This window comes from Thalassospira lucentensis (genome assembly GCF_032921865.1).
In the GTDB taxonomy this organism is placed as follows: Bacteria; Pseudomonadota; Alphaproteobacteria; order Rhodospirillales; family Thalassospiraceae; genus Thalassospira; species Thalassospira lucentensis_A.
The window spans coordinates 1399487-1424658 of sequence record NZ_CP136684.1 but is presented as its reverse complement, the minus strand read 5'-3'; the positions used below and the strand labels follow the sequence as shown (position 1 = coordinate 1424658).

The following is a 25172-nucleotide window of genomic DNA, read 5'->3' as shown; positions in this document are numbered from 1 at the left end:
CCTAGCCCAGCATTTCGAAGATGTCGCCCGGCGCCAGATAAATCCCCATCAACTGGGACAGCAGGAACCAGAATACGAAGACGACAGGTACGGCTGCACCGATCAGAACCTTGATGCGGCGTTCGCCAAGAACGGCAAACCCGCCCATCAGGAAGATGGTGGTCGAGATCAGGAAGCCGAGATAGCGAATGGTCAGGCCATAGAAGATCATCAGTGCTGCAAGCGTGATGACCGGTTTCCATTTCATGCCACGGAACGCGGCAAGGAGGCTGCCGGCCTCTCGATTGGCCGGCAGTACCAGTTGTGCGAAGGAAACCACGCCCATCACCCATGCTATGGCATTTGGGAGGGTCCGGGCATTGAACGGGGCATCTTCGTCACCGAACAAAAGCGGGATATCGCCGACATAATAGCCATAGATCAGCGCGAGACACAGAAAGAGCATTGCGCCGAATTTGTCACGATTGATGGACATGGCGTGGTTTCCTTTAGAGATCTTTTTATTGCTGTTCGGAAAGGCTTATTTCAGGAAGCCAAGTTCACGCATCAGGTCGCCGACCATTTTCTCCTGATTTTCCATGAAGGAGGAGAATTCAGCGCGCGGCTTGTAGAACTTTTCCCAGCCGTTACGTTTACGAACGGTTTCCCATTCTTCGGTCGCCTGCAGGTCCTTCAGCAGTTTGGCATAGGCATCTGCCTTTTCAGCCGAAAGAGCCGGGGAACCGAAATAGCCGCGCCAGTTGACGAATTCTGCGTCAATGCCGAGCTCACCCAGTGACGGGACGTCCGGAGCAGCTTCGATACGGTCGGTCGAGGTCACGGCGAGGATACGAATCTGACCCGCTTTGTGCAGTTCAAGCAGTTCGCCAAGGCCGGTTGAAATGACTTCGGTTTCACCCGACAGAAGACCGGCAATCGCTTTCCCGCCCGCATCGTAGGGAATGTATTTTACCTGTTTGGCATCGCCGCCGCCTTTCTGGACAGCATATGCAGCAACGATATGGTCCATACCACCACGAACCGAGCCGCCACCGAATTTCACTGAGTTCGGATCAGCTTTGATCGCTTCGACAACATCGGTGAAGGATTTGTAGGGGCTGTCGGCTGGAACGCCGAAAGCAGCGTATTCCGCGACAACACCGGCAATCGGGGTCAGGTCACGGAAAGACTGCGGGAATACGCCGGTCAGTGAACGGACGATAATCGGGGTCGAGTTGACCATCAGGGTGTTGTCGAGGCGATCAGCTGCTTCGATCATGTATGCAATGGCTTTACCGCCGCCGCCGCCCGAAAGGTTTTCGTAGGACGCGGTGCCAACCAGACCAGCTTTGGTCAGGGCTTCACCAGTACCGCGTGCGGTGCTGTCCCAGCCACCGCCGGCACCACCCGGAACGATGAAGTGAATATCGTTAAATTCCTGTGCTTTGGCATCAAAGGCACCAAAAGCAGCAGTTGAAACGGCAACAGCGGTGGCCGCTGCCAGGAATCCGCGACGCGAAAACATCGTCAGCTTCTTCATTGTGTTGTCTCCTCCAGACACAAAAACCTTCCTGAGCCGCCGAACGGCGGCAGGCCGATCAATTCAGGACAAGGCATCTGCAATGAAGGTCTGGCTGCGCTTGCATTCCGGCGACATGCCGGTACCCCATGACAACAAACAGCTGAAGGCCTCCCTTGCCGATGATCCTTTTTGATTATCCTTAAGCCAGACCAAACGATCTGACGGATCGGCAGCCGCGAGACGGTAACAGGCAAACCTGTCACCAACCTGTCATTGCACCAAACAGAGTGAAAAAAGTTCACAGCATTTATGATGGTGAGGCAAAGACCGCTGGTGAAAATCATTTACGCCGATAATGTCCGCCCGCAATCAAGTGCATGTTTCTTAAGGAAAAACAGGGCTTCGTCACGTTTCAATTGATTGAACCGGCTAAGCGGTCCTGACAGGGTCAATACACCAAGAAGCCGGTTTTGCCGGTCCAGTACGGGAACGGCGATTGCCGATATGTCCGGGTCACGTTCGCCTTCACTTTGGGCAAATCCGGCATCAAGAACATCAATCGCACGATCATCAACGCCGTCCCCCCATGCGCGGATCACGTGCCCGGCCGCACCACGGTCACAAGGAAGTATCGCGCCTTCTTCCAGATGATGGCGCAGACTGCTAGGGGAATTTTCGCGAAACAGGCACAAACGGTTTTCGCCTTCGGGCACATAAAAAGATGCGGTTTCGCCGCTGGCTAAGACAAGGGCTGTCAGATGCGGGCGCACGACATCATCCATGCGAAATGATCGACGATAAATCGACCCCAGACGCCACAATGCGGGCCCCAGCCGATAGCGCCCGCGTCCTGATATTGCCAGAAACCCCCGCGACTCTAATGTTCCGGCCAGTCGGGTGATGGTGCTTTTATACATGCCCGTGCGTTCCGAAAGATCCTTAAGCGACAGATCGGCATCACGATCGGTAAAGGCATCAAGGATGATCAGGGCGCGTTCAACTGCGCTAACATTTTGTTCTGACATAATAAATTGAATTCCCGTGTGACTGTTCCGCCCGGGATGTCGTTATTGGGCATTTTGGGATTGGTCAAAATTCTATATAATAGAACAAAATTCTACCAGACAGAATTTAAGGAAATGTCATGGATACGACCAAACCACTTGCCGGTATTACCGTTTTGGACCTGACCAACGTTTTGGCTGGTCCGTTTTGCTGCCATCAACTGGCCCATCTGGGGGCGGATGTTATCAAGGTCGAAGCACCGGGGCGCGGCGATCTGGCGCGTCAACTTGGGGCGGATCAGGGGCTGAACGAAAAGCTGATGGGTGTTTCGTTCATGGCACAGAATGCCGGAAAGCGGTCTGTGACGCTGAACCTTAAGGACCCGCGCGGGAAGGAAATCCTCAAAAAGATGGTCAGGAATGCCGATGTGGTTGTCGAAAATTTCCGACCCGGCGTGATGGACCGGCTTGAGCTTGGCTATGATATCCTGTCAAAAGTTAACCCTGCGCTGATCTATTGTGCGATTTCAGGCTTCGGGCAGACCGGCCCGATGAAAAAACTGCCTGCCTATGACCAGATTGTGCAGGGGCTTTCGGGCATTATGACGATCACTGGCGAGGAAGACCGGGAAACCTACCGTGTTGGATACCCGGTCGCGGATACCATTGGCGGTTTGACGGCTGCATACGCAATCACCGCAGCAATTGCCGGACGTGCAATGGGGAGCAACGAAGGTAAAGGCAGTTTCATCGATATTTCGATGCTGGAATCCGTGATTGCGACCATGGGCTGGGTGGTATCGAACTTCCTCATTGCCGGGAAGCAGCCGACTGCAAACGGCAACGACAATTTCACATCCTCGCCATCGGGTACGTTCCGCACACAGGATGGCAAGATCAATATTGCGGCCAACAAACAGGAACAGTTTGAAGCGGTTTGCGATGTTCTGGATTTGCCAGACCTGAAAGTTGACCCGCGTTTTGTAACCCGGACAGAACGCCTGTCGCATCGCCGGGAATTGAGCGATCTGCTTGAAGATGCGCTCGTCACCCAGACGACAGATCACTGGGTATCCGAATTCAACGCTGTCGGCGTACCCGCCGGGGCGGTCTTGACCGTGCCACAGGTTCTTTCGCTGCCGCAGATTGCCGATCGCGGCATGTTGGCCGACTTTACGGACGTGCCGGGTGCGGAGCGCGATATCCGTATTCTTCGTACAGGCATCAAGATGAATGGTGATGCGCCGTCGGTTGATGCGCCGCCACCGGTTCTGGGACAGGATAACGAAACTATTCTGGCCGCCCTTGGCATGTCTGCCGAGGAGGTCGCCACCTTGAAAGCCGAGGGCGTGCTATGAGCGACAAAACTGCAAAAGACATTGAAAACGAAGTCAGCGACTGGTGGAAAACATCCATCATCGATATGGAACCGGGCAAAATACATTATGGCGGCTACGCCATTCAGGACCTGATTGGCAATATCAGTTTTCCTGGGATGATCTGGCTTATGACGCGCGGTGAGTTGCCATCAAAGGGGCAGGCAGCCTTGCTTGAGGCGGCCCTTGTTGCGGCAGTCGATCACGGTCCGCAGGCACCAAGCATTGCAATCGCGCGGATGGCTGCGACCTGCGGGGTTGGTTTGAATAATGCCATGGCCAGTGCGGTCAACGTATTGGGCGATGTCCATGGTGGGGCGGGTGAACAGGCTGTTGCGCTTTATCATGATATTGTGGCGCGCATGGATGGGGGCCAAAACCTTGTCGATGCGACAGCAGCAGGGCTGGACCATCAGATTGCCGAACATGGCAAACATATTCCGGGATTTGGTCATCGTTTCCATCCGCTTGACCCGCGTGCACCGCGTTTATTGTCGCTTGTTGAAAAGGCGGCTGCCGATGGGATTGTTTCCGGGCGTTTTGGACAGATTGCCAGCCAGATAGAAGAAACCCTTCTGACCCGCAAAGGTAAACGTATCCCGATGAATATCGATGGTGCGACGGCAGTGATATATGCCGAACTAGGATTTGCCGCACCGCTGGCGCGTGGTTTGTTCTGCCTGTCACGGTCGGTTGGGATACTTGCCCATGCGTGGGAGCAAACCAATCAGGGGGGCCGCAACAAGGGACCAATTCCGCGACGTCTGATCTGGAATTATGACGGGCCGGAACGCCGCCCGGTGCCATCAGACCTTAACGGCGATTAAGTAGCGCATCCTGCCAGCGGCTTAAAAACCGCTGGCGTTTTGCCTGATCCAGATAAACCAGAAGCCCGGGTCCCACGGGGAATGACCGGACCCGTTCGCCGTAACGATCAAAAATTAGCGACGAGAACGGGCTGGGCGGGACATCGGGACGGACGGGGTTGAAATTGCCTTCGTCCTGCAGGATGCTCTGGCCTTCAATCGACAGGATATAATCAAGGAACCTGCCACCCAGTTCCGGATTGCGCGCCCCGCGTGGAATGATGGCAATCCGGGAATAAACAACGATGAAATCATCGGGCAGGATTACGCCGAGATTGGGGTTCCGGTGACTGAATGTTTCCGCGTACGATCCCAGCAAATTGTATCCCAGTACCAATTGGCCATCGGCTATTTTCTCAAGCATTGGCGACGTATTGGAATAGAGCTTTACCTTCGCCTGACCCAACGTGCGGACAAAGTCCCATATCCCGGAAAAGAACCGTTCATCGCGTGCCAGAAACAGGAAGCCAACACCGCTGCGTTCAATGTCATAGGTTGTGACCTTCTCGCTGAGCAGATCATCGTGATCGTTCAGAAGCCTAATGAAATCGTTACGTGTGCGCGGCGGTTCAAGATTGTTTTCGCGAAAGTATTTGCGGTTATACGCCATTACGGCCGGTTCTTGTGTTACCGCAAATGCTTCGTTGCGCCAGCGGGCCCAGTTTGGCAATGCGCGTGTCTGATCGCTTTGATGCGAAAAGGCATAACCGTCATTCGCGAGCTTCATCTGCAAATCCATTGACGAACTGATCACCAGATCGGCGTTTGGTTCTCCTGCTTCGCGTTCGGCAAGAGTCTGGTGATACATCTCCAGTGTTTGCAGCTGATGATATTCGACGCGGATTTCCGGGTTGCTTTGCTGAAATCCGTCAATGGCGGGGCGAAATGCTTCGATATCGGCCGATCCGTAAATGACGACGGTTCGACTTTCCGACAACAGAAGCTGTTCGGGGTCGCCCGGGGTGGTGTTTTGCAGCGCGGGAAAGATGAAAAGCTCGGCAGATGCCGGCAAAACGCGGAAAATTGCTGCGCAGAAAACTGCAATAATGATAGTACTGCGCAGGTTCATCGCTTACAGACCCTCACTTATTGAATTACTCGCAGGCGTGTCGCCGGATAGTGATATCGAGGCTTTCCCGATCCGGCAAAATCTGGAAAATTCATGTTCTTGGGGCAATATGCACCAGACCATTCTGGTTTAACAGGGGACCTGACCCGACACAATGAGAGTCCTTGTCGTAGAAGATCACGCAGCACTTGCTGATGGCATCGCCCGCTCTTTGCAGCAGGCGGGCTATGCGGTTGATGTGATTTCTGATGGCGAAGAGGCCGATGAAATTCTGCGTACCCAGGAATACGGCCTTGTCGTGCTGGACCTTAATCTCCCTCGGATGGATGGTCTCGAAATCCTGCGTCGATTGCGCCATCGCGGATCGGAAAGTGCTGTTCTTATCCTGACGGCACGCAACGATATTGATGACCGTGTTCGAGGACTTGACCTTGGTGCAGACGATTATCTGGCAAAGCCGTTTGAACTGGTCGAGCTTGAGGCACGCGTGCGTGCCCTGATGCGCCGTCATTCGGGGACGCATAATACCCGGATCACCTGTGGACGCCTGACATATGATACTGTTGCCCGCCGCGCGATGATTGATGGCGAGGATATCGAAATTCCGCGCCGTGAACTGAATATCCTTGAAATTCTGCTTTTGCGGCTTGGGCATGTATTGTCCAAGGAACAGATCACCGACCAGCTTGCCGGGTTCGAGGACGACATCAGTGCAAATGCGGTAGAACTTTACATCAGTCGATTGCGTAAACGTGTCGAAACGGCAGATATCAAAATCCAGACTGTCCGCGGTCTTGGTTACCTGTTGAAAAAAACATGAAATGGCGCAACGCATCCCTTCGCCGGCGCTTGCTGATCTGGCTTTTGATCCCGCTACTTTTGATCAGTTCACTGATGCTGTTCGAGGTCCGCAGCAACGCGGTGCATTCTGCCAATCAGGCCTTTGACCGTGCGCTTCTGAGTTCCGCGCTTGCGATTGCGGATCGTGTGGTCCTGATAGGTGGGCAGATTGAGGTCGACGTACCTTATGTCGCCCTCGAGATGCTGACCAGTTCTGCGCAGGATCGGGTCTTCTATCAGGTCAGTACAGCACAGGGCGAATTCATTACCGGTTACGAAGAACTGCCACCGGTTCCCGAAGAACTGATGCCGCTTCTGGAAGAGCCGGTGTTTTATGATGCGGAATATAACGGCGAACGGGTGCGGATTGGCGCGTTGTCGCGTTATGTGGCCAGCGCAAGAATGGCGACACGTTTTCACGTTTTGGTCGCCGAAACCACGGGAACACGCGAAAGCCTGAGCGAAGATATTCTGGCCCGTGCGGCAGTCCGGCAATTCGGTCTTATCCTGATTGCCGCCCTTATTGTCTGGTTCGGGATCGGGCAGGGGCTTAAACCGTTGGCGCGGCTGGAAGAAGCCCTTAACCGTAGGTCACCCTCGGACCTGAGACCCATTCTGCATGATGTCCCAACCGAAGTGCGCCATCTTGTCGGCGCGATCAACCATTTGCTGAAACGCTTGGAAAATACGCTTTCGACCATGCAGCGGTTTACCGCAGATGCCGCACATCAGCTGCGCACTCCGTTGGCGGCGTTGCGTACCCAGGCAGAGTTGGGACTACGTGAAAAGGATCCGGAAAAGCTGCATGATGTCATGGAAAAGCTTGCAGCATCGACGCGTCAGACTTCTCATCTTGCCAACCAGTTGCTGACATCCGCGCGGTCCGCACCCGAAGGTTTGGCCGGACGTCCCTTTGCCCGTATTGACCTGGGCGAGATCACCCGGACGGTTACGGGCAGCAAGGTCCCCGCTGCGATAGAGCGCGGTATTGATCTTGGCTATGAGGGGCTGGACGGAGAGGCTTTGATCATGGGGGATGCGACTCTGATCGAGGAATTGCTGAAGAACCTGATCCACAATGCGCTGACCTATTGCCCCGAAGGCAGTTCCGTTACCGTGCGATTAACACCCGAGGCGGACAATACATCATTCGTCAAACTGGTGGTCGAAGATGACGGGCCGGGTATTGCGCTTGAACATCGCAAACATGTGTTCGAACGCTTTTATCGTGTGTCGGATGGTGGGGAAGACGGATGCGGCCTTGGCCTCTCGATCGTGCGCGAAATCGCATTGCGCCACGATACACGCATCCGGCTTGATGAACCGGAAGATCACAGTGGTGCGATTTTCTCGGTGCGTTTCCGATTGGCACCAAATCAAGCGTAATTGCGTTAACGGCGAAGGGCGGGAATTGTCGACAGCACGGTTTTCATCAATTGTGGTTGCCGGTTCACGCCGGTCTTTGAAAATACGGTTTTCAGATACGTTCGTGCCGAGCTTAGTGAAATTCCAACCAGTTCTGCTGCCTGTTCAAGAGACATGCCCTCGGCAAGCTTTTGTGTCAGCTTGGCCTCGGACCGGGTCAGACCAAAAATATCAATCAGGTCATCAATCGTTGGCGGCCCCATTCTTTCGGGTTCGACCAGTATGAAGACGAAGCTGTCCGGAAGGGTGCCACCATTGCGGACCCGGCGCAGGAAAACCGACAATGCCCCCTGTTCGTGATCAATCGAAAATCCGCGCTGCATCGGCGGAACACGACCCGCAGGGGGATGCAAAAAACGTTCGAGATCATCAGGCACCTTGTCGATCAGTAGCCGGTTATCAGGACTGACCTGTAATGACGCTGATCGGCGCAAAATTTCGGCGGCTTGCGCATTCATGTGTGAAACCGTAAGCCGGTCATCGGTTGCAATAAGCCCCAGATGGAAAAGATCGAGAAACGCTGCGGGAATTGTATCGCGGCTTTCACCGTGCCTGCGCGCGATCTCGGTTTCGATACCATCAAGAATTGTTTTTAAGGCGGTGGGTTTTGGATAGAAACGAAAGACTCCGAACTCGTTGACGGCTGTAAGGGCTGATTGAAGGTCGGCATAACCCGTCAGCATCACAATGATCAGGTCGTCCCGCAGATTTCGGAGCTTTTCTGCCAGTTCAAGACCGGTCATGACTGGCATGTGGATGTCCAGAATGGCGGCTGTTACATCCGGGGTACTGGAAATCTCGGTCAGTGCGGTTCGTGGATCACCGAAATACAGCCCCTGCCAATGCGGCGCGAGGTTTGCGAAATTTCGCCGATGCGATGACAGCAGGTTTTCATCGTCATCTACAAACGCAATGCAGACAGGACGGTCTGACGCCATTGTCATTCACACTCCACATATGGGGATGTTGGTTCGTCTATCCTGACATTATTCTTCGGTATATCAAATCCTGTATGAATTGGTGGCTGTAAAATCAGCTTTCGGGTGATGCAGGTTGGTTTTTACCGGAGTTGTCCCTGATGCGTGTTGCGACAATCGACCTGCCTACCGTTATGATGGTGGATGATGACGAAAACCTTTTGGCTTCGGTATGTCGTTCCCTGTCGGGGAGTTTTAATTTAGTCAAATATATCAATGGCGAGGCTGCTCTTGAATGGTTGTCAAAAAACCGTTCCGGGGTGCAGGTCATTGTTGCCGATCTGGTAATGCCGACCATCGATGGCATTAATTTCCTGAAACGTGCCTGTCATTGTGCTCCGGATGTGCCGCGGATTTTACTGACGGGAAATGTTTCGGCGGTACCACTGCGCGAAGCAAAAGAGCATGCAAAAATCAGTCAGATTCTGACAAAGCCCATTTCGTCCATGGCCCTCAAAGAAGTCCTGGCCCGTACGATCGGAGACCGGTGTAAAGAAGGCCATGTTGAAAATGTGATGCCCGATATCGTGAATGCAGCGATTGATAGGTATGATTTTACCACTGTGATTCAGCCCCGCGTCCGCACCAGCGATTTTATGAGAACAGGTGGCGAAGTTCTTTGCCGAATGCCTGATTTGCAAAAACGGTTTGATATTGGACAGATATTCGAAGGTTGCCGAAACCGGCCGGTGATGAACCGTCTGACGATGCATATTATGGAGACGATGATTGATCTGGCACCGCTTTATCGCGAAGCGCTGGGACCAAGTGCCAGAATATCAATGAACGTCGATCCCTGTTTGGTCAGCAACAACCGATTTGTTTGCTCGGTGTCGGATTTCATCGATGAAATGCAGGAATCTGGTCTCGAGATCGAGCTTGAAATTAATGAAAAGCAGTTGAACGTGATGGACGAAAACTTTGCGAAAAATGCAAAGTTTCTGGCCCGGCGCGGGACGCGGTTATTCATTGACGGCTTTGGTGCAGATAAAGGGGCATTCGAGTTGTTGCGGAACGAATATTTTGCCGGTGTTAAACTTGATCGGGGTCTGATTGGCCGAATGATGGGTAACCGGAGTGACGACGCGTTTGTTTCATGGATTGTTCAGATATGTCGGCAGATCGGCTACTCGGTCATTGCTGTCGGTGTTGAAAACGAGGCCACAGCCCTTTGCCTGCGCGAATATGGGGTAGAAGAATTGCAGGGATATCTTTTTGGTATGCCACAACCGCTTGAAGAACTTGTGCCAGGCAAGATTGCGATATGAACAAGTGTGGCAATACAAATGGTTGACCAGTTTTTTCAAGCTCGATCATTGTTTTGCTACCACGCCGTGACCAATGTTTAAACCAGTCTCGGAGTACAATTACGATGATGAAAACGATCACTAAATTCGCCATGACCATAGGCACGATCATTGTCTTTACGGTTGGAAATGCTCATGCAGCAAGTGAATTGAGGCTTTCAACTACCGGCGGTGAAACCACGACGGTGTCATTTGAAGAACTGACCAAACTGCCCGACACCGAGTTTTATACTTCGACCCCGTGGACTGACGGTGTTCAGAAATTCCGGGGTGTTGATTTCGATGTTCTGCTCGATACCTATGGCATCACGCCCGATACAGTACGTGTGTCCGCATTGAATGATTACAGCGTGATGATTCCGGCCAGTGTGCTTCGGGATGACAACGCCATTCTGGTTTATCTGCAGAATGATGCAGAAATGTCGGTGCGCGACAAAGGCCCGTTCTGGGTTGTTTTCCCTTATGACAGTGATGTTCGTTTCCAGACTGACACCTACTGGTCTTATTCCGTCTGGCAAGTGAAGTCGATTGATGGGCAAAACTAGACATTTTCTGTCAAAAATTTCGGGTGGGGTCATTTTCTCGATACTGGTCCTGTTCATTATCCTTTACGGTGTCTTTTCGACTGCGATTGTGCGGCAGCTCGACGACGAAAAATTTGCGTATCGTGAAAATTTTGCGTGGGCGGTTTTTCAGATTCAGCGCCAGTTTCTGGAAATCGAGCGATATATCGAATACGCCCGGGTACAGAATGAAATCGCCAAAGAGGATTTCGAACAGGTTCTTCTGGAATATGAAATCCTTGTAAGCCGCACTTTGCTTGTCAAACAGGGTGAGGGTTTTCAGATTCTTCTACAAATTCCTGAAGTGACAAGTTTGCTGGCGATACTTGATGAAAAGATCGCTCGCATTGATGCGATGATCGCAAAGACATCGAACCCATCTGTTGTATTGAATTTCATTCACGACGAACTTGAAACTATCGACGATCCTTTACAGCAGGCAGTGGTTCGCACGACCAACTTTGTGTCAGTCTATAATGCCAGCAACATTGCCAGCGTGAAGACCGACATACAAATCCTGTCCTATCTGTTCTTTTCCGGCATGATCGTGATGATTGGTCTTGCGGTCTTTGTCATTCGTCACCGTCAGCGTGCCTTTGCCGCAGATGTCGATGCGCGACGTGCCCGTCAGGAACAGGAAGTCATCGAAGAGGCTGCCGATTATGCCAAAATGCATGCATTGGGTACATTGGCAGGCGGCGTTGCCCATGAAATCAATACACCGGCCCAATACATTCAGAACAATCTTGAATTCCTGTCTGACAGTTTTGACGAGGTGGTTAAGGCAATCCGGACCGTTGATGCAGATGGAACCGCCCGTCTTGAACTTGATCGGAACCGCATCGACTTCATGATTGAAGAAATCCCGCTGGCAATCAGGGAAAGTATTCAGGGCCTTGACCGGATTGCGGAGATTGTTCGGGGTATACGGAAGTTTGCCCATCCGACGACGGATTCTGTCGAACGGATTTCCATTGCCGAGGAAATCGAAACGGCGATAACCCTGACGCGCAACCAGGTCAAACACGTCGCTGAACTTGAACAAAGTTATGTGACAGATGTCAGGGAAGTCGAAGGTCGGCGGAACCATCTGTCGCAGGCGTTGATCAACCTGATCGTCAATGCATCGCAGGCAATCCGGGAATCAGGAAAACGGCCCGGCAAAATATGGCTGGATGTTACCTCGGATACCACGGATGTCTTGATTCGTTTACGTGACAATGGCGGTGGCGTGCCCGAAGAACTGCGTGACCGTATTTTCGATTATTTCTTTACCACCAAGGAACGCGGGGTTGGCACGGGTCAAGGCCTGCCGATTTGTCGCAAGCTGATCCAGGATGATTTCAATGGCGATCTGACCCTGTCCGAAGCAAGTGGCGAAGGGGCCGAGTTTATTATCCGTATTCCGAAACCGGGCAGCCGACAGGCGGACGATGATCAACGTCGGGATCGTAGCACAATCGATGAAATCTATGACATTCGGTCCTGATGGGATCCAAGCACTATTAAATCATCTCCTGTTCCTGCCGGATCGCTGTCGCACTGCGATATGAGGATCATATTGCCACGGGGAGGCTGTCGCGAAGTGACGCACAATGTTGTTCCCACGAGGCCCATTTCTGTTGGGCATTGCAACGGGCAATGAAACTCGCGGCGCGGTCATATTTGGATGTGCGATCATCGCTGTCCCGACCAAACTTTCGGGCAAAATGCTGTGCGGCATAGACAATCAGCAAAGATCTGGAATTCTGTGTTGGTGCAGCTTCCGGGCGATGATGAAAAGCAATGTCTTCGATAACCTCATGCTTGAAGCCCCAAAGGGCTGCGAGGCAGGCCGAAACACCGGGATGAGAAACACCGATTGAACCGACTTCTGCTGAGATGATGTCGCAGTGATCCCGATCTGCATGATCACGGCTTGCGGCAACCTTTTCCGGGATCACCTGTTCCATGATGTTTAATCCGATATGGCACAGGATTGCTGCGGCGCGGACAATATCGATAGTCTCGTGAGACAAGCCGTCGAGACGGGCGATCTCGGCAGACATCTGGCCAAGAACGAGGCTGCGATGAATGGCCTGTTCTATATTGTCCAAGGTGAATCCGGTCTGCTGGCCATGTACGGCCCATATGACACATAATGCCTTGATGCTTTCCGGTCCGAACAGGTCGATCAGGGTAACCAAATCGGGCGTATCTGTTGGCAGGATAAGTTTTTCACGGCGTGCAAGTTCATGGGCAAGGTCGATAAAACCGGGTTTGTCGCGGCTGAATTCCCGCAACTCTTTCTCGCTGCTTTGTCCCTTGTGTTGCAGGATCGTATGCAGCCTTTGAAAAACCGGCGGCCAGAGAAGTGTGGCCGACATGCGATACAGGATATCGATCAGCAGAGGATCACGCAGATAGTTGCGCAGGATCAGACCGCGTTCAATGGCGTGGATGACATCCTGATCGCTGCACGGTTTCATCAGAAAATGATGGGTTGCCGCACTGCCGGACTGGATGGTCTTTTCATCGGAATAACCCGAAAGCAGGATGCGGGCCGTATCAGGATATTTTCGTGCTACGGTGCGCAGCAATTCAGCCCCGTCCATTTCGGGCATCCGCATGTCCGAAACAATGACATCAGCCCCTTGCAGGTCAAGATTCTTGAGGGCTTCGGCGCCACTGGTGCAAAAACGCAGTTTCCAATCGGGCCGTTTTGACATGATGCGGCGACGCAATCCGCTAAGCACATTGGGATCGTCATCAACGAAGAGGACTGAAACGTTTTCTGGCATCCCGGCATCCTTTTCGGGAAAGGTCGGCTGATGGCTGCCTTCAGGCTGACAGCGTTGCAGGATTTTGACAATACAAATGCCTTACCCGCGAAGACGGATTCTGGATCACAAAGCAGGTCAATATGATCATGCAGGTGTAGCGTGCCAGAGATTCATCCGCGGGGAGATAAACAAAAATTGGCTGCCGATGAAGGCAGCCCAGAGTCGTTGAAAGCGAAGAGGGGAAGATCATTGCGTTAGGGCGAGCAGGATCAGAATTCGACACCGATCTTGCGATCTACCGAGTATTTGCCGCCGCCACGGATCAAGATCGAAAGCGCCATCAGGCCCCAGAAAAGTGGCATTTCAAACCCGGCATTGTTCCACGCATAACCGTTTGGCAGGTGAATGGTAATGGCAACCGCCATGAAGGCAATTACAGCAGCAGCCACCGGGCGGGTCAGCAGACCGATGGTCAGCATCAGACCACCGACGAATTCCAGAAGCCCGATCAGCAGTGCAAAAAGCAGACCCGGTGCAAAGCCGATGCTTTCAAGCCAGCCAGCGGTGCCTTCAAGGCCATAGCCGCCAAAGGCACCAAACAGTTTCTGGGCACCGTGCGGCATCAGAAGAAGGCCGGTGGTGACGCGAACGATCACGGGTGACAGGGGTTCAAGTGCCGCCCAGAGATTGCCAAGGGCCGGGATGACCGTACGCGGTTTGGTGTTTGCAAGAGATGACATATTCATTCTCCATCGAAAAGTCGGACCAGAAGACCGGTTCAGGCGACCATGTCAAAAACAAGGGCTTCAGCTTCGGTTGCGTCGCTGAAAATCAGTTCGTCTTCGTCCCGGATGGCGGCACCATCGCCGGCCTTCAGGGTTTCGCCATTCACGCTCAGCATGCCGCGCGCTACCTGAACCCAAGCAATTCGGCCCGGTTCGATTTTATGGGATGCTGTTTCACCTTCACCCAGATGGGCAACGTAAAGATCAACATCCTGATGAATGGTGATCGATCCATCCCGGCCGGTGCGGCTGCCGATCAGTGACAGGCCCGAACCCGTATCGGAACGTGCGATTTCCTTTTCCTCGTAACCCGGTTCGAGGTTCGCTGCTTCTGGAATGACCCAAATCTGCAGGAAGTGCACCGGGTTTTCTTTCGAATGGTTGTATTCCGAATGACGGATGCCGGTTCCGGCCGTCATGCGCTGCAGGCGGCCCGGGCGGATAACGGAACCGGTGCCAAGGCTGTCTTTGTGTTCAAGCGCGCCATCAAGCACATAGGAAATGATTTCCATATCCTTGTGGCCGTGAGTGTCAAAACCGGCACCGGGGATAACCCGGTCTTCGTTAATCACGCGCAGCGGACCCCAACCCATCCGTTTCGGATCGTAATAGTGACCGAAGGAAAAAGTGTGATGGGAGTCAAGCCAGCCAAACTGGGCGCGGCCACGGTCTGCGGATTCGATCTTGGTAATCATGTTGGTCTCCATCGCTGGGGTGTCGTTTGTTGGAGCCAGAATACGCTTTTCGCAAAAAGTGACAATTATCGTAATAATGTGCATACTGTCGCATAATTAGCGACAATAAAACAGATCTAGGCATGGCGGAGCCCTTGGATGGACAAGCTTGGAAGCTTGCAAACCTTTGTAAAAGTTGTCGATGAAGGCAGTTTTGCTGCGGCGGCGCGTGCGATTGGTCAATCACGATCCCAGGTTAACCGGGCGGTCATTGCGCTTGAGGAAGATTTGGGGGTGCAGCTTCTGAACCGCACGACGCGCCAGGTCGCCGTCACGCCAAGCGGCCGGGCTTTTTATGACCGGGCCAAAGCCGTGCTTGCCGATCTGCATGAAGCAGAAGAAGCCATTCGCGAAAACCGCGAAACGCCATCGGGCGATATGCGCATCAATGCGCCGATGTCATTTGGCACGCTGCATCTGGGGCCTGCACTGGTTGATTTTGCCCGCCAATACCCCGATATCCGGGTTGAACTTGCTCTATCTGACCGTTTTATCGACCCGGTCGCGGACGGGTATGACATGACTGTGCGGATCAGTCAGCCCAGTGAAACACTGGCACTGATTGATCATGAAATCATTCCGATGAACCGGGTTTTGTGTGCTTCACCGGACTTCATCCGAAAGCATGGCGAACCGGAATCTCCGCGTGATCTTGCGACTTTGCCATGTTTGCACTATGGCAGCCTGCCAGCCGGTTCGAGCTGGAAGATGAACGGCCCAGAGGGGCCGGTTTCCGTGCAGGTGAATGGCGTTTTCTGCTGCAACAATGCCGAAGTTCTGCGCGATGCGGCACTTGCCGACCTGGGTCTGGCATTATTGCCAACCTTCATTGCCGGGCCGGATTTGCAAAGTGGCAATCTGGTCAGTGTTTTGTGTGATTACAGCCCGCCGGAACTGTTTCTGTATCTGCTTTATCCGCCCAGCCGACAATTATCGGCACGTATCCGGCTTTTGGTCGATTTTATTTATGACCGTTTTGGCGGTCAGCCCCACTGGGATCTGGTGCAATAAAGAGGGGGCGGGAAATCCGAACCCTTGCAGTCCACGTACCAGTTATTAGGTTTTGATCAGGCCCTGGTGGTACATGGATATGACGAGTTTTGGCATGCCGACCCTGATGATGGTGTCACATGGTAACAGCGGCAATGGCGGCGATCCTGCGGCGGCGCTGGCGGATGCCGTGCGTGATCATTGGGCAGGGCCGGTACGCCATGGCTATATGCGCAGTACACCGTCGGTTCCCGATCAACTGGCAAAGCTGAAGCGCGATCACGAGGCAGACGATCTGATCGTCTTTCCGTTGTTTTTCAGTGAAGGATATCTGGTTTTCGAGGAACTGCCGCGCAATTTGCGCGATGCCGGACTTGATCGTGCGGTTATCCTGCCGCCTGCAATCAACCTGCCGGGTTTTACGGCCATGGTTGCCCGCCATGTTCAGGCCGCCCTGTTGCGGCGCGGCTGGGATGGTTCGGAAACATCGGTATTTCTGGTGCCGCATGGTCTGAAAACCCTGACCGAGCCACTGCCGGAAACCGTCAGATTTGCCAAAGAACTTGGCAGCGCCTGCGCCGGAAGCGAGATTTGCATCGGCAATATCGAAGGTGATCCGTCACTGCGGGACTGGCGAACAGTCGGGTCACGCAAGCATGCGCTGATTGTGCCGATGCTCGCAGGCGGTGGCATGCATGCCTGTACGGATTTACCGGAAATGATTGCGGCACAACCGGGCGAGACGATTGAAATACTCGCTCCGATTGGCGAATGGGCGGAATTGCCTGATCTGATTTTGGCAGAGGCAGCAAGGTTTGTGCGTCATAGGCCTGATCGATCAAAGGGGCTGCATCGCCCGATAGCCAAAAGCCGGGTCGAAAGTGGTGCAGGATTGATTTAACGCCATGCGACCCGTTCAGCCAAGACCGGGTTTGACCTTGGTTTCGGATGCCTTTTTAAGCAGATAATCGCGGAAGATTTTGGCGGAACTGGTGAGGGTATCCTCACCGTCATGCACGATCAGCAACTGGCGTTTGGCCCAGCTATCGGCAATCGGTGCGCCGGAAATATTCATGTGATCAATGTAACCGGCAACCGAGCTTTGCCGCAGGAAGCCAATACCAAGTCCGGCTGCGATCATCTGGCGCAAGGATCCAAAACGCATGACCTTGATATGCGGGTGCATGTCGTGATGCAGTTTTCCGGCGGCCTCGCTGATCAGGTCATCGATAACGCCGCCTTCATGCAGGGAAATGATGTCGTATTTTGCGGCTTCGGCAAAGGTAACCGGGGCCGGGTTGGATTGGTCGGGGATCAGCGGATGGCCCTTGGGGGTAACGACCCAGATCGGATCGTCGCAAAAGACGTGGTTCGACAAACCCTGACAGGGGCCGTTATCGGCCATGATCGCCAGATCGGCACGGCCTTCGCGCACCGCATCAGAGGACTCGCGCGATGTCAGTTCACGGACATCGACGGTTACATCGGGAAAATCACGTTGAAAATCGGCCAGAAAAGCAGGCAGTCCGGTGAGGATCGCCGAAGTTACGGCAGCAAGATAGATCTTGCCCTTTTCACCACTATTGAAATCGCGCAGCTCGTTTGACAGGTGATTAAGATCACCCAGAAGCTTTTCGCCGTAGCGCGCGAAAATCGCACCTTCTTCCGTCGGTTCGACACCGCGGGGCAGACGGCGCAGCAGCTTGACGCCAAGCATGGCTTCAAGTTCACCGATGCGGCGACTTACAGCCGATGTCGCGATATGTTCGCGCCGGGCGGCTTCATTGATGCTTCCGGCGCGCACAATGGCGACAAACAACCGGATCGTGACGATATCAAACTTTTGCATTCAACCGTTTTCGGTTGTTTGGTTGAAACCGTCAAGGGCGATGAATTGTCAGCATCTTTTGGATGCCAATCCTCAAACCCGCAGGGTCAGAGAGGGCGAATTAGCCCTCGACCTGACGCCATGCATTGTTCCATTCGGTCATCAGTTCATCATGGGTGCGTGCTTTCGACGCTTTCATGATCACGGCGACCTGAAGAGCATGAACAAGGTTGGTGAACCAGTTGACGCGAACTTCGCGTTCGATGGTGGTGGTGTCTTTAAGTGCAAGCGTTGCCATGGGTAGGTTCCTTTGCGTCTGGGGTGATTTCAGATGTACCAGACGCCGTTTGAACCCACTATTCTCGTTTCACCGCTATCCCGTTCTTGTTTGGAGAACGATAGATATAAGTAATTGATATTAATTGATTAATTTATATCGCAATGCACAATACATTGCCAAACTCGCATGGTCCAAAATGTTGGATTTATCTGCTATAGCTTGGCAAACAGGATTTACGCAAAGGTCGGCGACATGAGTGATGTGGATGACAATCTTGCCTGGGAACAGGCGCATGGTAGCGGGCTTCAGGCTTATCTGGGCTATCGGATTGTTGAATGGGAAGAAGACCGTGCGGTGGTCGAGCTTGAAATCAGGGATCATCACCGCAATCGTGCGGGCATCCTGCATGGGGGCGTGATTGCGACCCTGATGGATACGGCATCGGGCTGTGCCGTCTGTTACTGTGCCGTTCCGGGGAATGTCCGCAAATCGCTGACCCTGTCACTGACGACCAATTTCATCGGGATGGCAACCGGCGGCACGGTGCGGGTTGAGGGGCGCAAACAGGGCGGCGGGCGCAAGATCGTCTTTACCGAAGCCACCGCCTATAACGCGGCGGGCGAGGTGATCGCAACCGCGACCGGCACCTTCAAATACCATCGCGGTAGCGAGGACCCGAACGGGGTGCCCCGCGACGCATAGGGTCTATGAAAATACAGGACGGCCCCTGGGGGGCGGCCTTTGACGCTATGTAAAGCTTTCCAAAAAAGTTCTTGATTTGTTCTTTTGTTTGTGGCATAAAGATAAAGTCAACGGGAGAAATGCACCCGGACCGAAACCCGCAAGGCCCTGAGCCTCGCGGGTTTTTGCGTTTGGGGCCGGATCAAAGAGGGGGTTAGGATGCAGCGGCAAGGATTGAGGCAGGGCAGCGGGGCAATCCGCAGGACACGGGTCGGCGGATGGCGGAGCCATTACGGCGGTGTTCCGCGCCGGTTCTAGCACGCTTTTAACACGCTTGTTTGTCATGACAGGAGAGGTGCGTCTTGTCGGGGAATGGACCCCGGATTTGCCGAAAGAGGCAGCAATGGCAGTAGTGGCGGCATCGGATTGCGGCCCGTCGGTGGTGGACAGGTTGGGGTCAGTATGCCCGAAGTCCGTCTGCTGGTGAAGATGGCGAACGCCCGAGGTTTGTCTGGACGCCGAGGCGGCAGAGAGCCCGATGATGGTCCGTTGGCGACGGTTGCTGGAGGCCCGAGTTTTGTCCCGCCGCCGGGCAAACCGGCGATCTGATCGATTTTGCTTTGGTCTTGACTATTTCCATGGCTTCGCGTTTTCTAGGTCTATGGGGAAACGCGAACTCCCCACGAGGCGCCAGCTAAAGATCGCGTTCCAATTCAAGCCTGCAAAGGAGGAACGCATATGCCTGCGCCCAACGCGATTTCCAGCGACAAACTTTCCAAAATCATCGGTACGCCCCGCGTGTCACTGCTTCTTGATGTTCGATCCGACGAAGACTTCAATGCCGATCCGCGTCTGATACCCGGTGCGATCCGGGTGGACGATACTGCCTTGTCTGAACTGGCATCACGCATCGCCGGGACAAGTTCCATTGTGATCTGTCAGGCCGGACATAAACGCAGTCAGGGAACCGCGGCATGGCTGCGTGCGGAAGGTTGTCCATCGGAATACCTGGAAGGCGGCTTTGAAGACTGGGTATCAAACGGACATCCGGTAATTCGCCCGGAGAAGCTGCCCGCGCGCGATTCTCAGGGACGGACAGTCTGGGTAACACGATCACGTCCGAAAATTGACCGCATTGCTTGTCCTTGGTTGATCCGGCGGTTTCTTGATTCGCGTGCCGTTATTCTGTTTGTCGCCCCGGCAGAAGTTCTGGGTGTGGCAGAGCGTTATCAGGCGGTACCGTTTGACATCGAAGGCGTGTTCTGGAGCCATCGTGACGAATTGTGCAGTTTCGATGTGATGCTGGCGGAATTTGGTTTGTCTATACCGGCCCTTGACCGGCTTGCCCTGATTGTGCGCGGGGCGGATACCGCCCGCCTTGATCTCGCCCCGGAATCGGCCGGGCTTCTGGCAGCGTCACTTGGATTATCTCGCATGTATTCCGACGATCTTGAGCAACTTGACGCCGGTATGCTGCTATATGATTCGTTCTATCGCTGGGCGCGTGACGCCACGCATGAAAACCACAACTGGCCAACCAACAAGCCACAGGTATGACATGCGATCATCTGATTATCCGACCCTGAGCGAAGCCTTCAAGGTCTGGGCGCGGATCGGTCTTTTGAGTTTCGGGGGGCCTGCGGGCCAGATTGCCCTGATGCATCAAATTCTGGTCGAAGAGCGCAAATGGCTTGGCGAGAAGCGGTTTCTCCATGCCCTTAACTATTGCATGCTGTTACCCGGTCCCGAGGCACAGCAGCTGGCCGTTTATATCGGCTGGCTAATGCATCGGACCCTTGGCGGTGTGATTGCCGGTGTCTTGTTCGTGCTGCCCGGTGTGGTCGCGATCATGGCGCTTAGCTGGGTCTATGCGATCTGGGGCAATGTGGGGATTGTCGAGGCATTTTTCTTTGGTCTTAAAGCAGCGGTTCTGGCAATTGTCGCCCAGGCCGTTTACCGGATCGGCAAGCGGGCGCTTAAAAACAGTGCGATGATCTCGATTGCGGTTGCGGCCTTTGTTGCGATCTTTGCCTTCGGGGTTCCTTTTCCCGTGATCATTCTTGTCGCCGGAATGATAGGTTATGTTGCGGCACGCCGGAATATTGCGGCATTTCGCAGTGGCGGTGGACATGGGAAAATCGGTGCAGTTCAGGTTGCCGATGCCGACACCCTGCTGGGTGAAGAATCCCCGGACCATACACAGGTCAATCGGGCCTGGGCCTTTCGCGTTTCAGCGATCCTGCTTGGCCTTTGGCTGGTGCCGGTTGGGGCGCTGTTTCTTGCGCTTGGCCCGGCCCATGTCTTTAGCCAGATCGCCGGGTTCTTCAGTGTGATGGCAGTGGTGACCTTTGGCGGGGCCTATGCGGTTCTGGCCTATGTCGCACAGGAAGCGGTGCAGAATTTCGGTTGGCTGGCGGCAGGTGAAATGCTTGATGGCTTAAGCATGGCTGAAACCACACCGGGGCCGCTGATCATGGTGACACAGTTTGTCGGTTTCATGGGGGCGTTGCGCGATGCGGGCACCCTGCCGCCGCTGATGGCAGCGACTCTTGGCGGTTTGCTGACAACCTGGGTCACTTTCACGCCCTGTTTCCTGTGGATATTCCTTGGTGCACCTTTCATTGAAAGGCTGCGCAATAACCAGAACCTGACAGCTGCACTTAGTGCAATTACTGCCGCGGTGGTCGGGGTCATCCTTAACCTTGCGGTATGGTTCGGGCTTCATGTGGTGTTTGCCGAAGTCAAACCGCTTGATGCACCTGGACTGGATCTGCTGATCCCGGTTCTTTCGTCGGTAAACCTGGCAGCGGCAGCACTGACCGTGACCGCACTTCTGGCGGTTCTCTGGCGGGGAATGGGCACTATTCAGGTGCTGCTGCTATGTGCCGGACTGGGTGTTGCGGCCAGATTGACGGGTATCGCCTGATCGCGGTGGAACAGGATCGTATTTTCAAATCCGGTCCAGAAACAGATAAGGGTGCGACCAGTACATGGTCGCGCCCTTTTATTCTTCCGTAAGTGCGATCTTTATTTCGGCATCTGCCATTTGCCGTTTACAAGGCGCGGGATGTTGAGCGGGTTTGCGTCCTTGAGGGCTTCGGGCAGCAATGCATCCGGGAAGGCCTGATAGGAGACCGGGCGGATGAAGCGTTTGATCGCGAGCGACCCAACGGATGTTGCACGGGAATCCGTGCTTGCCGGATAGGGGCCGCCATGAACCATGGAATGGCAGACCTCGACCCCGGTCGGCCAGCCATTGATCAGGATGCGGCCGGCACATTTTTCAAGGGCGGGGCGCAGTTTCCCGGCCAGTTCGGCATCGGCGTCAATCATGTGGATGGTTGCGGTCAACTGCCCGATCAGGGTTGCCGACAGGGCAACCATTTCCTCGGGCGTGTCACATTCGACAATGATGCCGGCCGGGCCGAACATTTCCTCGGCCAGTTCCGGGTTGGCCTGCCAGTCGGCAGCGGTGGTGCGGAAGATTGCCGGGCTGCCTTCGAACGGGCCGTCGCTGTCGCGGCGTTTAAGCGCGCAGGTTACCTTGGCGTGACCGGCCATCGCATCGGTGACATGATGATAGGCGCTTGAAACGCGGTCGGTCAGCATGGCGGCACCGCCAACCTGACCCAGTTCGGCGGCAGCAGTTTCAACAAAGGCGTCAAGGTCGGCACCCTTCAGGGCGATCAAAAGACCCGGATTGGTGCAGAACTGGCCAACACCCATGGTGAGCGATCCGACCCAGCCCTTGGCGATTTCAACGGCCTTGGCACCCATTGCTTTGGGCATCAGGAAGACCGGGTTGTTGCTGCCGAGTTCGCCGTAGAACGGGATCGGTTCCGGGCGGGAAACGGCAATATCAAACAGCGCACGACCGCCACCGGTCGAACCGGTGAAGCCAACCGCCTTGATCAGCGGATGGGCGACCAGCGCCTGACCGACCTTGCGGGTGCCGCCATGGATCAGGCTGAACACGCCTTTGGGCATGCCGGTTTTTTTAACCGCGGCTTCGATGGCCTTGGCAACGACTTCGGACGTGCCGGGGTGGGCAGCGTGGCCCTTGAACACGACCGGGCAACCGGCGGCCAGTGCCGATGCGGTGTCACCGCCCGCAGTCGAAAATGCCAGCGGGAAGTTTGACGCGCCGAACACACCCACCGGGCCAAGGGCCTTGTGCATGACGCGGATGTCGGGCTTTGGCAGGGGCTGACGATCAGGCTGGGCGGTTTCAATGCGGGCTTCGAACCATGATCCTTCTTCGATCCAGTCGGCAAAGAAGCGCAACTGACCGACGGTGCGGCCGCGCTCGCCAGTCAGGCGTGCAGCGGGCAGGGCAGATTCGAGATTGCCGATTTCGGTGATTTCATCGCCGCGTGCATCGATTTCATCGGCAATCGCGCGCAGGAAGGCCGCGCGTTTGGCCGGCAGCATCGCCGCAAATTCTTCGGCACAGGCATTTGCCGCCTGAACCGCCTGATCCACCAGTTCCTCGGTGCCGTGCTGGAACTTTGTTGGCAGTTTTTCGCCGGTCGACGGGTTATCGGCCTGAAACACATCCGGACCGTTCAGCCATTCGCCTGCAATATAGTGCTGTCCATTCAGCATGGAGCCTCCTGTGGGGTTGGCGTGTTTGTATGATGATACCGTGCAAAGGGTTGGGCGGTGGATTTCGGTAATCCTGCAACGCCCGATTTACGCGGTTTTATTCGGCGGCAGCTTAAGAAATCGGGGATGGGATGTAAATATCATATTATATGACAAAAATGCCGTCAGCAGCTGCCAGCAGAGATTCAAACAGTTAAGCATTATTGGATAATTTATACAATTGTAATTGGTCAGAGAAAGCCTCGGGCGTGGATGCCCGCCAGAATTCAGATTATTGACAAAGCCTGGAATGGATCAAAATCGTCATTTCGGGCGCAGCGGCGCGCAGACCCGGAATTCATACTCGATTGAAAGAGACTGGATTCCCGCCGTCGCGGGAATGACGATCTGGTTGGGAATGCTGTGTCAGTAGCCTGCGGGCGTGTATGCCCGTGTCGCGCATGGCAGCGAAAGATTACCGGTCTGCCAAAAAGGGAATTGCATGATGTGCGGCGTCATAACGACCGATGACGATTAGCCGACGTTGGGAAATCCCGGCGGATGACGCCGGATTAGCTGGCGACCGATTTGGGATTTCGGCCAAAGATGCTGGCGAAATCGGTTTTGGCCGGTTTGGGGCGTTGAAGCTGCAACCGGTCGCGAATGGCATCAAGATGTTTGGCCATTTCGGCGGCTGCCGCGTCCGGATCGCCGCCCAGAAGGGCGTTTAAAAGCGTTTCATGTTCCGAGTGGGAGCAATCTACCGGTTGCGGGCTTTCATACATCGCAATGATCAGGGAGCTTCGCAGGATCAGGCGTTCCAGAAATTCCTCGATCACCAGGTTGCCGGCAAGACGGGCCAGCAACAGGTGGAATTCCCCCGAAAGAATGATGGCGGCACGGTGGTCGCCTGCGTGATGGGCCTGATGTTCGCGTTCCAGATGTTCGCGGATCTGGTTTGCGCGGTCGGGCGTCATCTTGGCGGCGATTTTGCGAACCACGCCGTCTTCGATCATGCGGCGGGCGGAAAAGACTTCGATGGCTTCGTCTATGGTGGGTTCGGCGATGAAGGCCCCGCGATTGGGGACCAGATTGATCAGCTTGTCATGGGCGAGCTGTAAGAAGGTGGCGCGGATGCGGGCACGGCTGACCGAGAATGTTTTGGCAAGATCTTCTTCGATCAGTTTCATGCCCGGCTCCAGCCGCCGGTCAAGAATGGCACCCAGCATTTCCTGATAGATCAATTCTTCCGGGCGAAGTTTACCGCTGCCTTTATAGGGTGTGGGCTGTGCGGGGTTGGCCATCGCGGCGCATCTTTCCGGTTGTTCATTCGAGGGGTCAATTCTTTTCTACAAAATTGTTGACGATCTGCAAAACAAAAAAATGCGGCAATCGTTTTGGATGAGTCGCAACGGCTTTGCCTTCGGTTTAATCAAAAGAATGCTGCTGTGCAAAAATTGCGCACAAGTTGCGTATGAATCGGGCATTGGCCGGTTTCGTCGCCCTATGGTTTCGGGTGAACGTCCCGCAAAACTGCCGATCCTGAAAATGGCATGCAATTTGCCTACAATCAAAAATATGGATTGTTAACAATTTTGCA

General features: G+C 54.3%; 25 protein-coding genes. 13 read left to right on the top strand and 12 right to left on the bottom strand.

What is annotated here, in order from left to right; all coding sequences use genetic code 11:
• Position 1: 1 nt before the first annotated feature.
• The 3 genes from R1T41_RS07090 to R1T41_RS07080 all read right to left on the bottom strand — a co-directional run bounded on the left by R1T41_RS07090 (position 2) and on the right by R1T41_RS07080 (position 2526).
• Positions 2–475, bottom strand: coding sequence for a tripartite tricarboxylate transporter TctB family protein (locus R1T41_RS07090; RefSeq protein ID WP_317340878.1), 474 nt, complete (start codon positions 473–475; stop codon positions 2–4).
• A 45-nt stretch (positions 476–520) separates the two neighbouring features.
• A complete protein-coding gene (locus R1T41_RS07085; RefSeq protein WP_062950283.1) occupies positions 521–1519 on the bottom strand; it encodes a tripartite tricarboxylate transporter substrate binding protein in 999 nt (332 codons plus the stop codon).
• Positions 1520–1845: 326 nt separating this feature from the next.
• On the bottom strand, positions 1846–2526 hold the full coding sequence (locus tag R1T41_RS07080; RefSeq protein WP_317340875.1) for an IclR family transcriptional regulator: 681 nt from the start codon (positions 2524–2526) through the stop codon (positions 1846–1848).
• A gap of 119 nt (positions 2527–2645) precedes the next feature.
• On the opposite strand from R1T41_RS07080, the gene R1T41_RS07075 reads away from it, so the two are divergent.
• Positions 2646–3863, top strand: coding sequence for a CaiB/BaiF CoA-transferase family protein (locus R1T41_RS07075; RefSeq protein WP_317340874.1), 1218 nt, complete (start codon positions 2646–2648; stop codon positions 3861–3863).
• Entirely contained in the window at positions 3860–4708 is an 849-nt protein-coding gene (locus R1T41_RS07070; protein WP_317340872.1) for a citryl-CoA lyase, read from the top strand. Before R1T41_RS07075 ends, R1T41_RS07070 begins: the two co-directional genes overlap by 4 nt.
• Here the strand turns inward: R1T41_RS07070 and R1T41_RS07065 are convergent.
• Entirely contained in the window at positions 4695–5816 is a 1122-nt protein-coding gene (locus R1T41_RS07065; RefSeq protein WP_062950291.1) for an ABC transporter substrate-binding protein, read from the bottom strand. The two genes, R1T41_RS07070 and R1T41_RS07065, sit on opposite strands and share 14 nt — an antisense overlap.
• 154 nt (positions 5817–5970) lie before the next feature.
• Here R1T41_RS07065 and R1T41_RS07060 point away from each other — a divergent pair, with 154 nt between their 5' ends.
• Together R1T41_RS07060 and R1T41_RS07055 are read left to right on the top strand one after the other, a co-directional pair.
• A complete protein-coding gene (locus tag R1T41_RS07060) occupies positions 5971–6636 on the top strand; it encodes a response regulator transcription factor (protein ID WP_062950293.1) in 666 nt (221 codons plus the stop codon).
• Positions 6633–8042 carry a sensor histidine kinase gene (locus R1T41_RS07055; protein WP_317340868.1) on the top strand — a complete coding sequence of 470 codons (1410 nt, stop codon included), beginning with the start codon at positions 6633–6635 and terminating at the stop codon, positions 8040–8042. Before R1T41_RS07060 ends, R1T41_RS07055 begins: the two co-directional genes overlap by 4 nt.
• A gap of 5 nt (positions 8043–8047) precedes the next feature.
• On the opposite strand, the gene R1T41_RS07050 is transcribed toward R1T41_RS07055, so the two are convergent.
• Positions 8048–9025 carry a DNA-binding response regulator gene (locus tag R1T41_RS07050; protein ID WP_317340866.1) on the bottom strand — a complete coding sequence of 326 codons (978 nt, stop codon included), beginning with the start codon at positions 9023–9025 and terminating at the stop codon, positions 8048–8050.
• 173 nt (positions 9026–9198) lie between these two features.
• Here R1T41_RS07050 and R1T41_RS07045 point away from each other — a divergent pair, with 173 nt between their 5' ends.
• The 3 genes from R1T41_RS07045 to R1T41_RS07035 all read left to right on the top strand — a co-directional run bounded on the left by R1T41_RS07045 (position 9199) and on the right by R1T41_RS07035 (position 12417).
• Positions 9199–10326: an EAL domain-containing response regulator gene (locus tag R1T41_RS07045; protein ID WP_317340864.1), complete on the top strand. Its 1128-nt coding sequence runs from the start codon at positions 9199–9201 to the stop codon at positions 10324–10326.
• 104 nt (positions 10327–10430) lie between these two features.
• Positions 10431–10910 carry a hypothetical protein gene (locus R1T41_RS07040; protein WP_317340863.1) on the top strand — a complete coding sequence of 160 codons (480 nt, stop codon included), beginning with the start codon at positions 10431–10433 and terminating at the stop codon, positions 10908–10910.
• Positions 10897–12417 (top strand): sensor histidine kinase, encoded by a 1521-nt coding sequence (locus R1T41_RS07035; protein ID WP_317340862.1) that lies wholly within the window; start codon positions 10897–10899, stop codon positions 12415–12417. Before R1T41_RS07040 ends, R1T41_RS07035 begins: the two co-directional genes overlap by 14 nt.
• 67 nt (positions 12418–12484) lie before the next feature.
• On the opposite strand, the gene R1T41_RS07030 is transcribed toward R1T41_RS07035, so the two are convergent.
• From R1T41_RS07030 to R1T41_RS07020, 3 genes are all read right to left on the bottom strand, one after another.
• Positions 12485–13708 carry a response regulator gene (locus tag R1T41_RS07030; RefSeq protein ID WP_317340860.1) on the bottom strand — a complete coding sequence of 408 codons (1224 nt, stop codon included), beginning with the start codon at positions 13706–13708 and terminating at the stop codon, positions 12485–12487.
• Between the two features lie 251 nt (positions 13709–13959).
• Positions 13960–14430 carry a DoxX family protein gene (locus tag R1T41_RS07025; RefSeq protein WP_097051765.1) on the bottom strand — a complete coding sequence of 157 codons (471 nt, stop codon included), beginning with the start codon at positions 14428–14430 and terminating at the stop codon, positions 13960–13962.
• A 38-nt stretch (positions 14431–14468) separates the two neighbouring features.
• A complete protein-coding gene (locus tag R1T41_RS07020; protein ID WP_062960472.1) occupies positions 14469–15170 on the bottom strand; it encodes a pirin family protein in 702 nt (233 codons plus the stop codon).
• A gap of 138 nt (positions 15171–15308) precedes the next feature.
• Between R1T41_RS07020 and R1T41_RS07015 the strand changes: the two genes are divergently transcribed.
• On the top strand, positions 15309–16220 hold the full coding sequence (locus tag R1T41_RS07015) for a LysR family transcriptional regulator (protein ID WP_317340858.1): 912 nt from the start codon (positions 15309–15311) through the stop codon (positions 16218–16220).
• Between the two features lie 79 nt (positions 16221–16299).
• On the top strand, positions 16300–17100 hold the full coding sequence (locus R1T41_RS07010; RefSeq protein WP_317340856.1) for a CbiX/SirB N-terminal domain-containing protein: 801 nt from the start codon (positions 16300–16302) through the stop codon (positions 17098–17100).
• 15 nt (positions 17101–17115) lie between these two features.
• Here the strand turns inward: R1T41_RS07010 and R1T41_RS07005 are convergent, their stop codons facing one another.
• Positions 17116–18048: a LysR family transcriptional regulator gene (locus R1T41_RS07005; RefSeq protein WP_062950306.1), complete on the bottom strand. Its 933-nt coding sequence runs from the start codon at positions 18046–18048 to the stop codon at positions 17116–17118.
• A 100-nt stretch (positions 18049–18148) separates the two neighbouring features.
• Positions 18149–18325: a hypothetical protein gene (locus R1T41_RS07000; protein WP_156484574.1), complete on the bottom strand. Its 177-nt coding sequence runs from the start codon at positions 18323–18325 to the stop codon at positions 18149–18151.
• A 234-nt stretch (positions 18326–18559) separates the two neighbouring features.
• Here R1T41_RS07000 and R1T41_RS06995 point away from each other — a divergent pair, with 234 nt between their 5' ends.
• From R1T41_RS06995 to chrA, 3 genes are all read left to right on the top strand, one after another.
• Positions 18560–19009 (top strand): PaaI family thioesterase, encoded by a 450-nt coding sequence (locus R1T41_RS06995; RefSeq protein WP_317340854.1) that lies wholly within the window; start codon positions 18560–18562, stop codon positions 19007–19009.
• A gap of 717 nt (positions 19010–19726) precedes the next feature.
• Complete coding sequence (locus R1T41_RS06990) at positions 19727–20545, top strand: sulfurtransferase/chromate resistance protein (RefSeq protein ID WP_317340852.1); 819 nt, start codon at positions 19727–19729, stop codon at positions 20543–20545.
• A gap of 1 nt (position 20546) precedes the next feature.
• Positions 20547–21914, top strand: coding sequence for a chromate efflux transporter (gene chrA / locus R1T41_RS06985; RefSeq protein WP_317340850.1), 1368 nt, complete (start codon positions 20547–20549; stop codon positions 21912–21914).
• A gap of 101 nt (positions 21915–22015) precedes the next feature.
• Here chrA and R1T41_RS06980 read toward each other — a convergent pair whose 3' ends face one another.
• Together R1T41_RS06980 and R1T41_RS06975 are read right to left on the bottom strand one after the other, a co-directional pair.
• Positions 22016–23593, bottom strand: coding sequence for an aldehyde dehydrogenase (NADP(+)) (locus tag R1T41_RS06980; protein ID WP_062960476.1), 1578 nt, complete (start codon positions 23591–23593; stop codon positions 22016–22018).
• A gap of 551 nt (positions 23594–24144) precedes the next feature.
• Positions 24145–24876 (bottom strand): GntR family transcriptional regulator, encoded by a 732-nt coding sequence (locus R1T41_RS06975; protein WP_062950318.1) that lies wholly within the window; start codon positions 24874–24876, stop codon positions 24145–24147.
• Between R1T41_RS06975 and R1T41_RS06970 the strand changes: the two genes are divergently transcribed.
• Positions 24869–25162, top strand: a complete 294-nt coding sequence (locus R1T41_RS06970; protein ID WP_317340846.1) for a hypothetical protein — start codon at positions 24869–24871, stop codon at positions 25160–25162. The two genes, R1T41_RS06975 and R1T41_RS06970, sit on opposite strands and share 8 nt — an antisense overlap.
• Positions 25163–25172 lie beyond the last annotated feature (10 nt).

Bases quoted from the DNA above. Each gene is read 5' to 3' on its own strand.
- R1T41_RS07040 (WP_317340863.1), top strand. From the start codon at position 10,431: ATGATGAAAACGATCACTAAATTCGCCATGACCATAGGCACGATCATT.
- R1T41_RS07050 (WP_317340866.1), bottom strand. From the start codon at position 9,025: ATGACAATGGCGTCAGACCGTCCTGTCTGCATTGCGTTTGTAGATGAC.
- R1T41_RS06980 (WP_062960476.1), bottom strand. From the start codon at position 23,593: ATGCTGAATGGACAGCACTATATTGCAGGCGAATGGCTGAACGGTCCG.
- R1T41_RS07015 (WP_317340858.1), top strand. From the start codon at position 15,309: ATGGACAAGCTTGGAAGCTTGCAAACCTTTGTAAAAGTTGTCGATGAA.
- R1T41_RS07080 (WP_317340875.1), bottom strand. From the start codon at position 2,526: ATGTCAGAACAAAATGTTAGCGCAGTTGAACGCGCCCTGATCATCCTT.
- R1T41_RS07010 (WP_317340856.1), top strand. From the start codon at position 16,300: ATGACGAGTTTTGGCATGCCGACCCTGATGATGGTGTCACATGGTAAC.
- R1T41_RS07075 (WP_317340874.1), top strand. From the start codon at position 2,646: ATGGATACGACCAAACCACTTGCCGGTATTACCGTTTTGGACCTGACC.
- R1T41_RS07065 (WP_062950291.1), bottom strand. From the start codon at position 5,816: ATGAACCTGCGCAGTACTATCATTATTGCAGTTTTCTGCGCAGCAATT.
- R1T41_RS07035 (WP_317340862.1), top strand. From the start codon at position 10,897: ATGGGCAAAACTAGACATTTTCTGTCAAAAATTTCGGGTGGGGTCATT.
- R1T41_RS06990 (WP_317340852.1), top strand. From the start codon at position 19,727: ATGCCTGCGCCCAACGCGATTTCCAGCGACAAACTTTCCAAAATCATC.
- R1T41_RS07085 (WP_062950283.1), bottom strand. From the start codon at position 1,519: ATGAAGAAGCTGACGATGTTTTCGCGTCGCGGATTCCTGGCAGCGGCC.
- R1T41_RS06975 (WP_062950318.1), bottom strand. From the start codon at position 24,876: ATGGCCAACCCCGCACAGCCCACACCCTATAAAGGCAGCGGTAAACTT.
- R1T41_RS07060 (WP_062950293.1), top strand. From the start codon at position 5,971: ATGAGAGTCCTTGTCGTAGAAGATCACGCAGCACTTGCTGATGGCATC.
- R1T41_RS07025 (WP_097051765.1), bottom strand. From the start codon at position 14,430: ATGTCATCTCTTGCAAACACCAAACCGCGTACGGTCATCCCGGCCCTT.
- chrA (WP_317340850.1), top strand. From the start codon at position 20,547: ATGCGATCATCTGATTATCCGACCCTGAGCGAAGCCTTCAAGGTCTGG.
- R1T41_RS07090 (WP_317340878.1), bottom strand. From the start codon at position 475: ATGTCCATCAATCGTGACAAATTCGGCGCAATGCTCTTTCTGTGTCTC.
- R1T41_RS07030 (WP_317340860.1), bottom strand. From the start codon at position 13,708: ATGCCAGAAAACGTTTCAGTCCTCTTCGTTGATGACGATCCCAATGTG.
- R1T41_RS07005 (WP_062950306.1), bottom strand. From the start codon at position 18,048: ATGCAAAAGTTTGATATCGTCACGATCCGGTTGTTTGTCGCCATTGTG.
- R1T41_RS07000 (WP_156484574.1), bottom strand. From the start codon at position 18,325: ATGGCAACGCTTGCACTTAAAGACACCACCACCATCGAACGCGAAGTT.
- R1T41_RS07055 (WP_317340868.1), top strand. From the start codon at position 6,633: ATGAAATGGCGCAACGCATCCCTTCGCCGGCGCTTGCTGATCTGGCTT.
- R1T41_RS07020 (WP_062960472.1), bottom strand. From the start codon at position 15,170: ATGATTACCAAGATCGAATCCGCAGACCGTGGCCGCGCCCAGTTTGGC.
- R1T41_RS07070 (WP_317340872.1), top strand. From the start codon at position 3,860: ATGAGCGACAAAACTGCAAAAGACATTGAAAACGAAGTCAGCGACTGG.
- R1T41_RS06995 (WP_317340854.1), top strand. From the start codon at position 18,560: ATGAGTGATGTGGATGACAATCTTGCCTGGGAACAGGCGCATGGTAGC.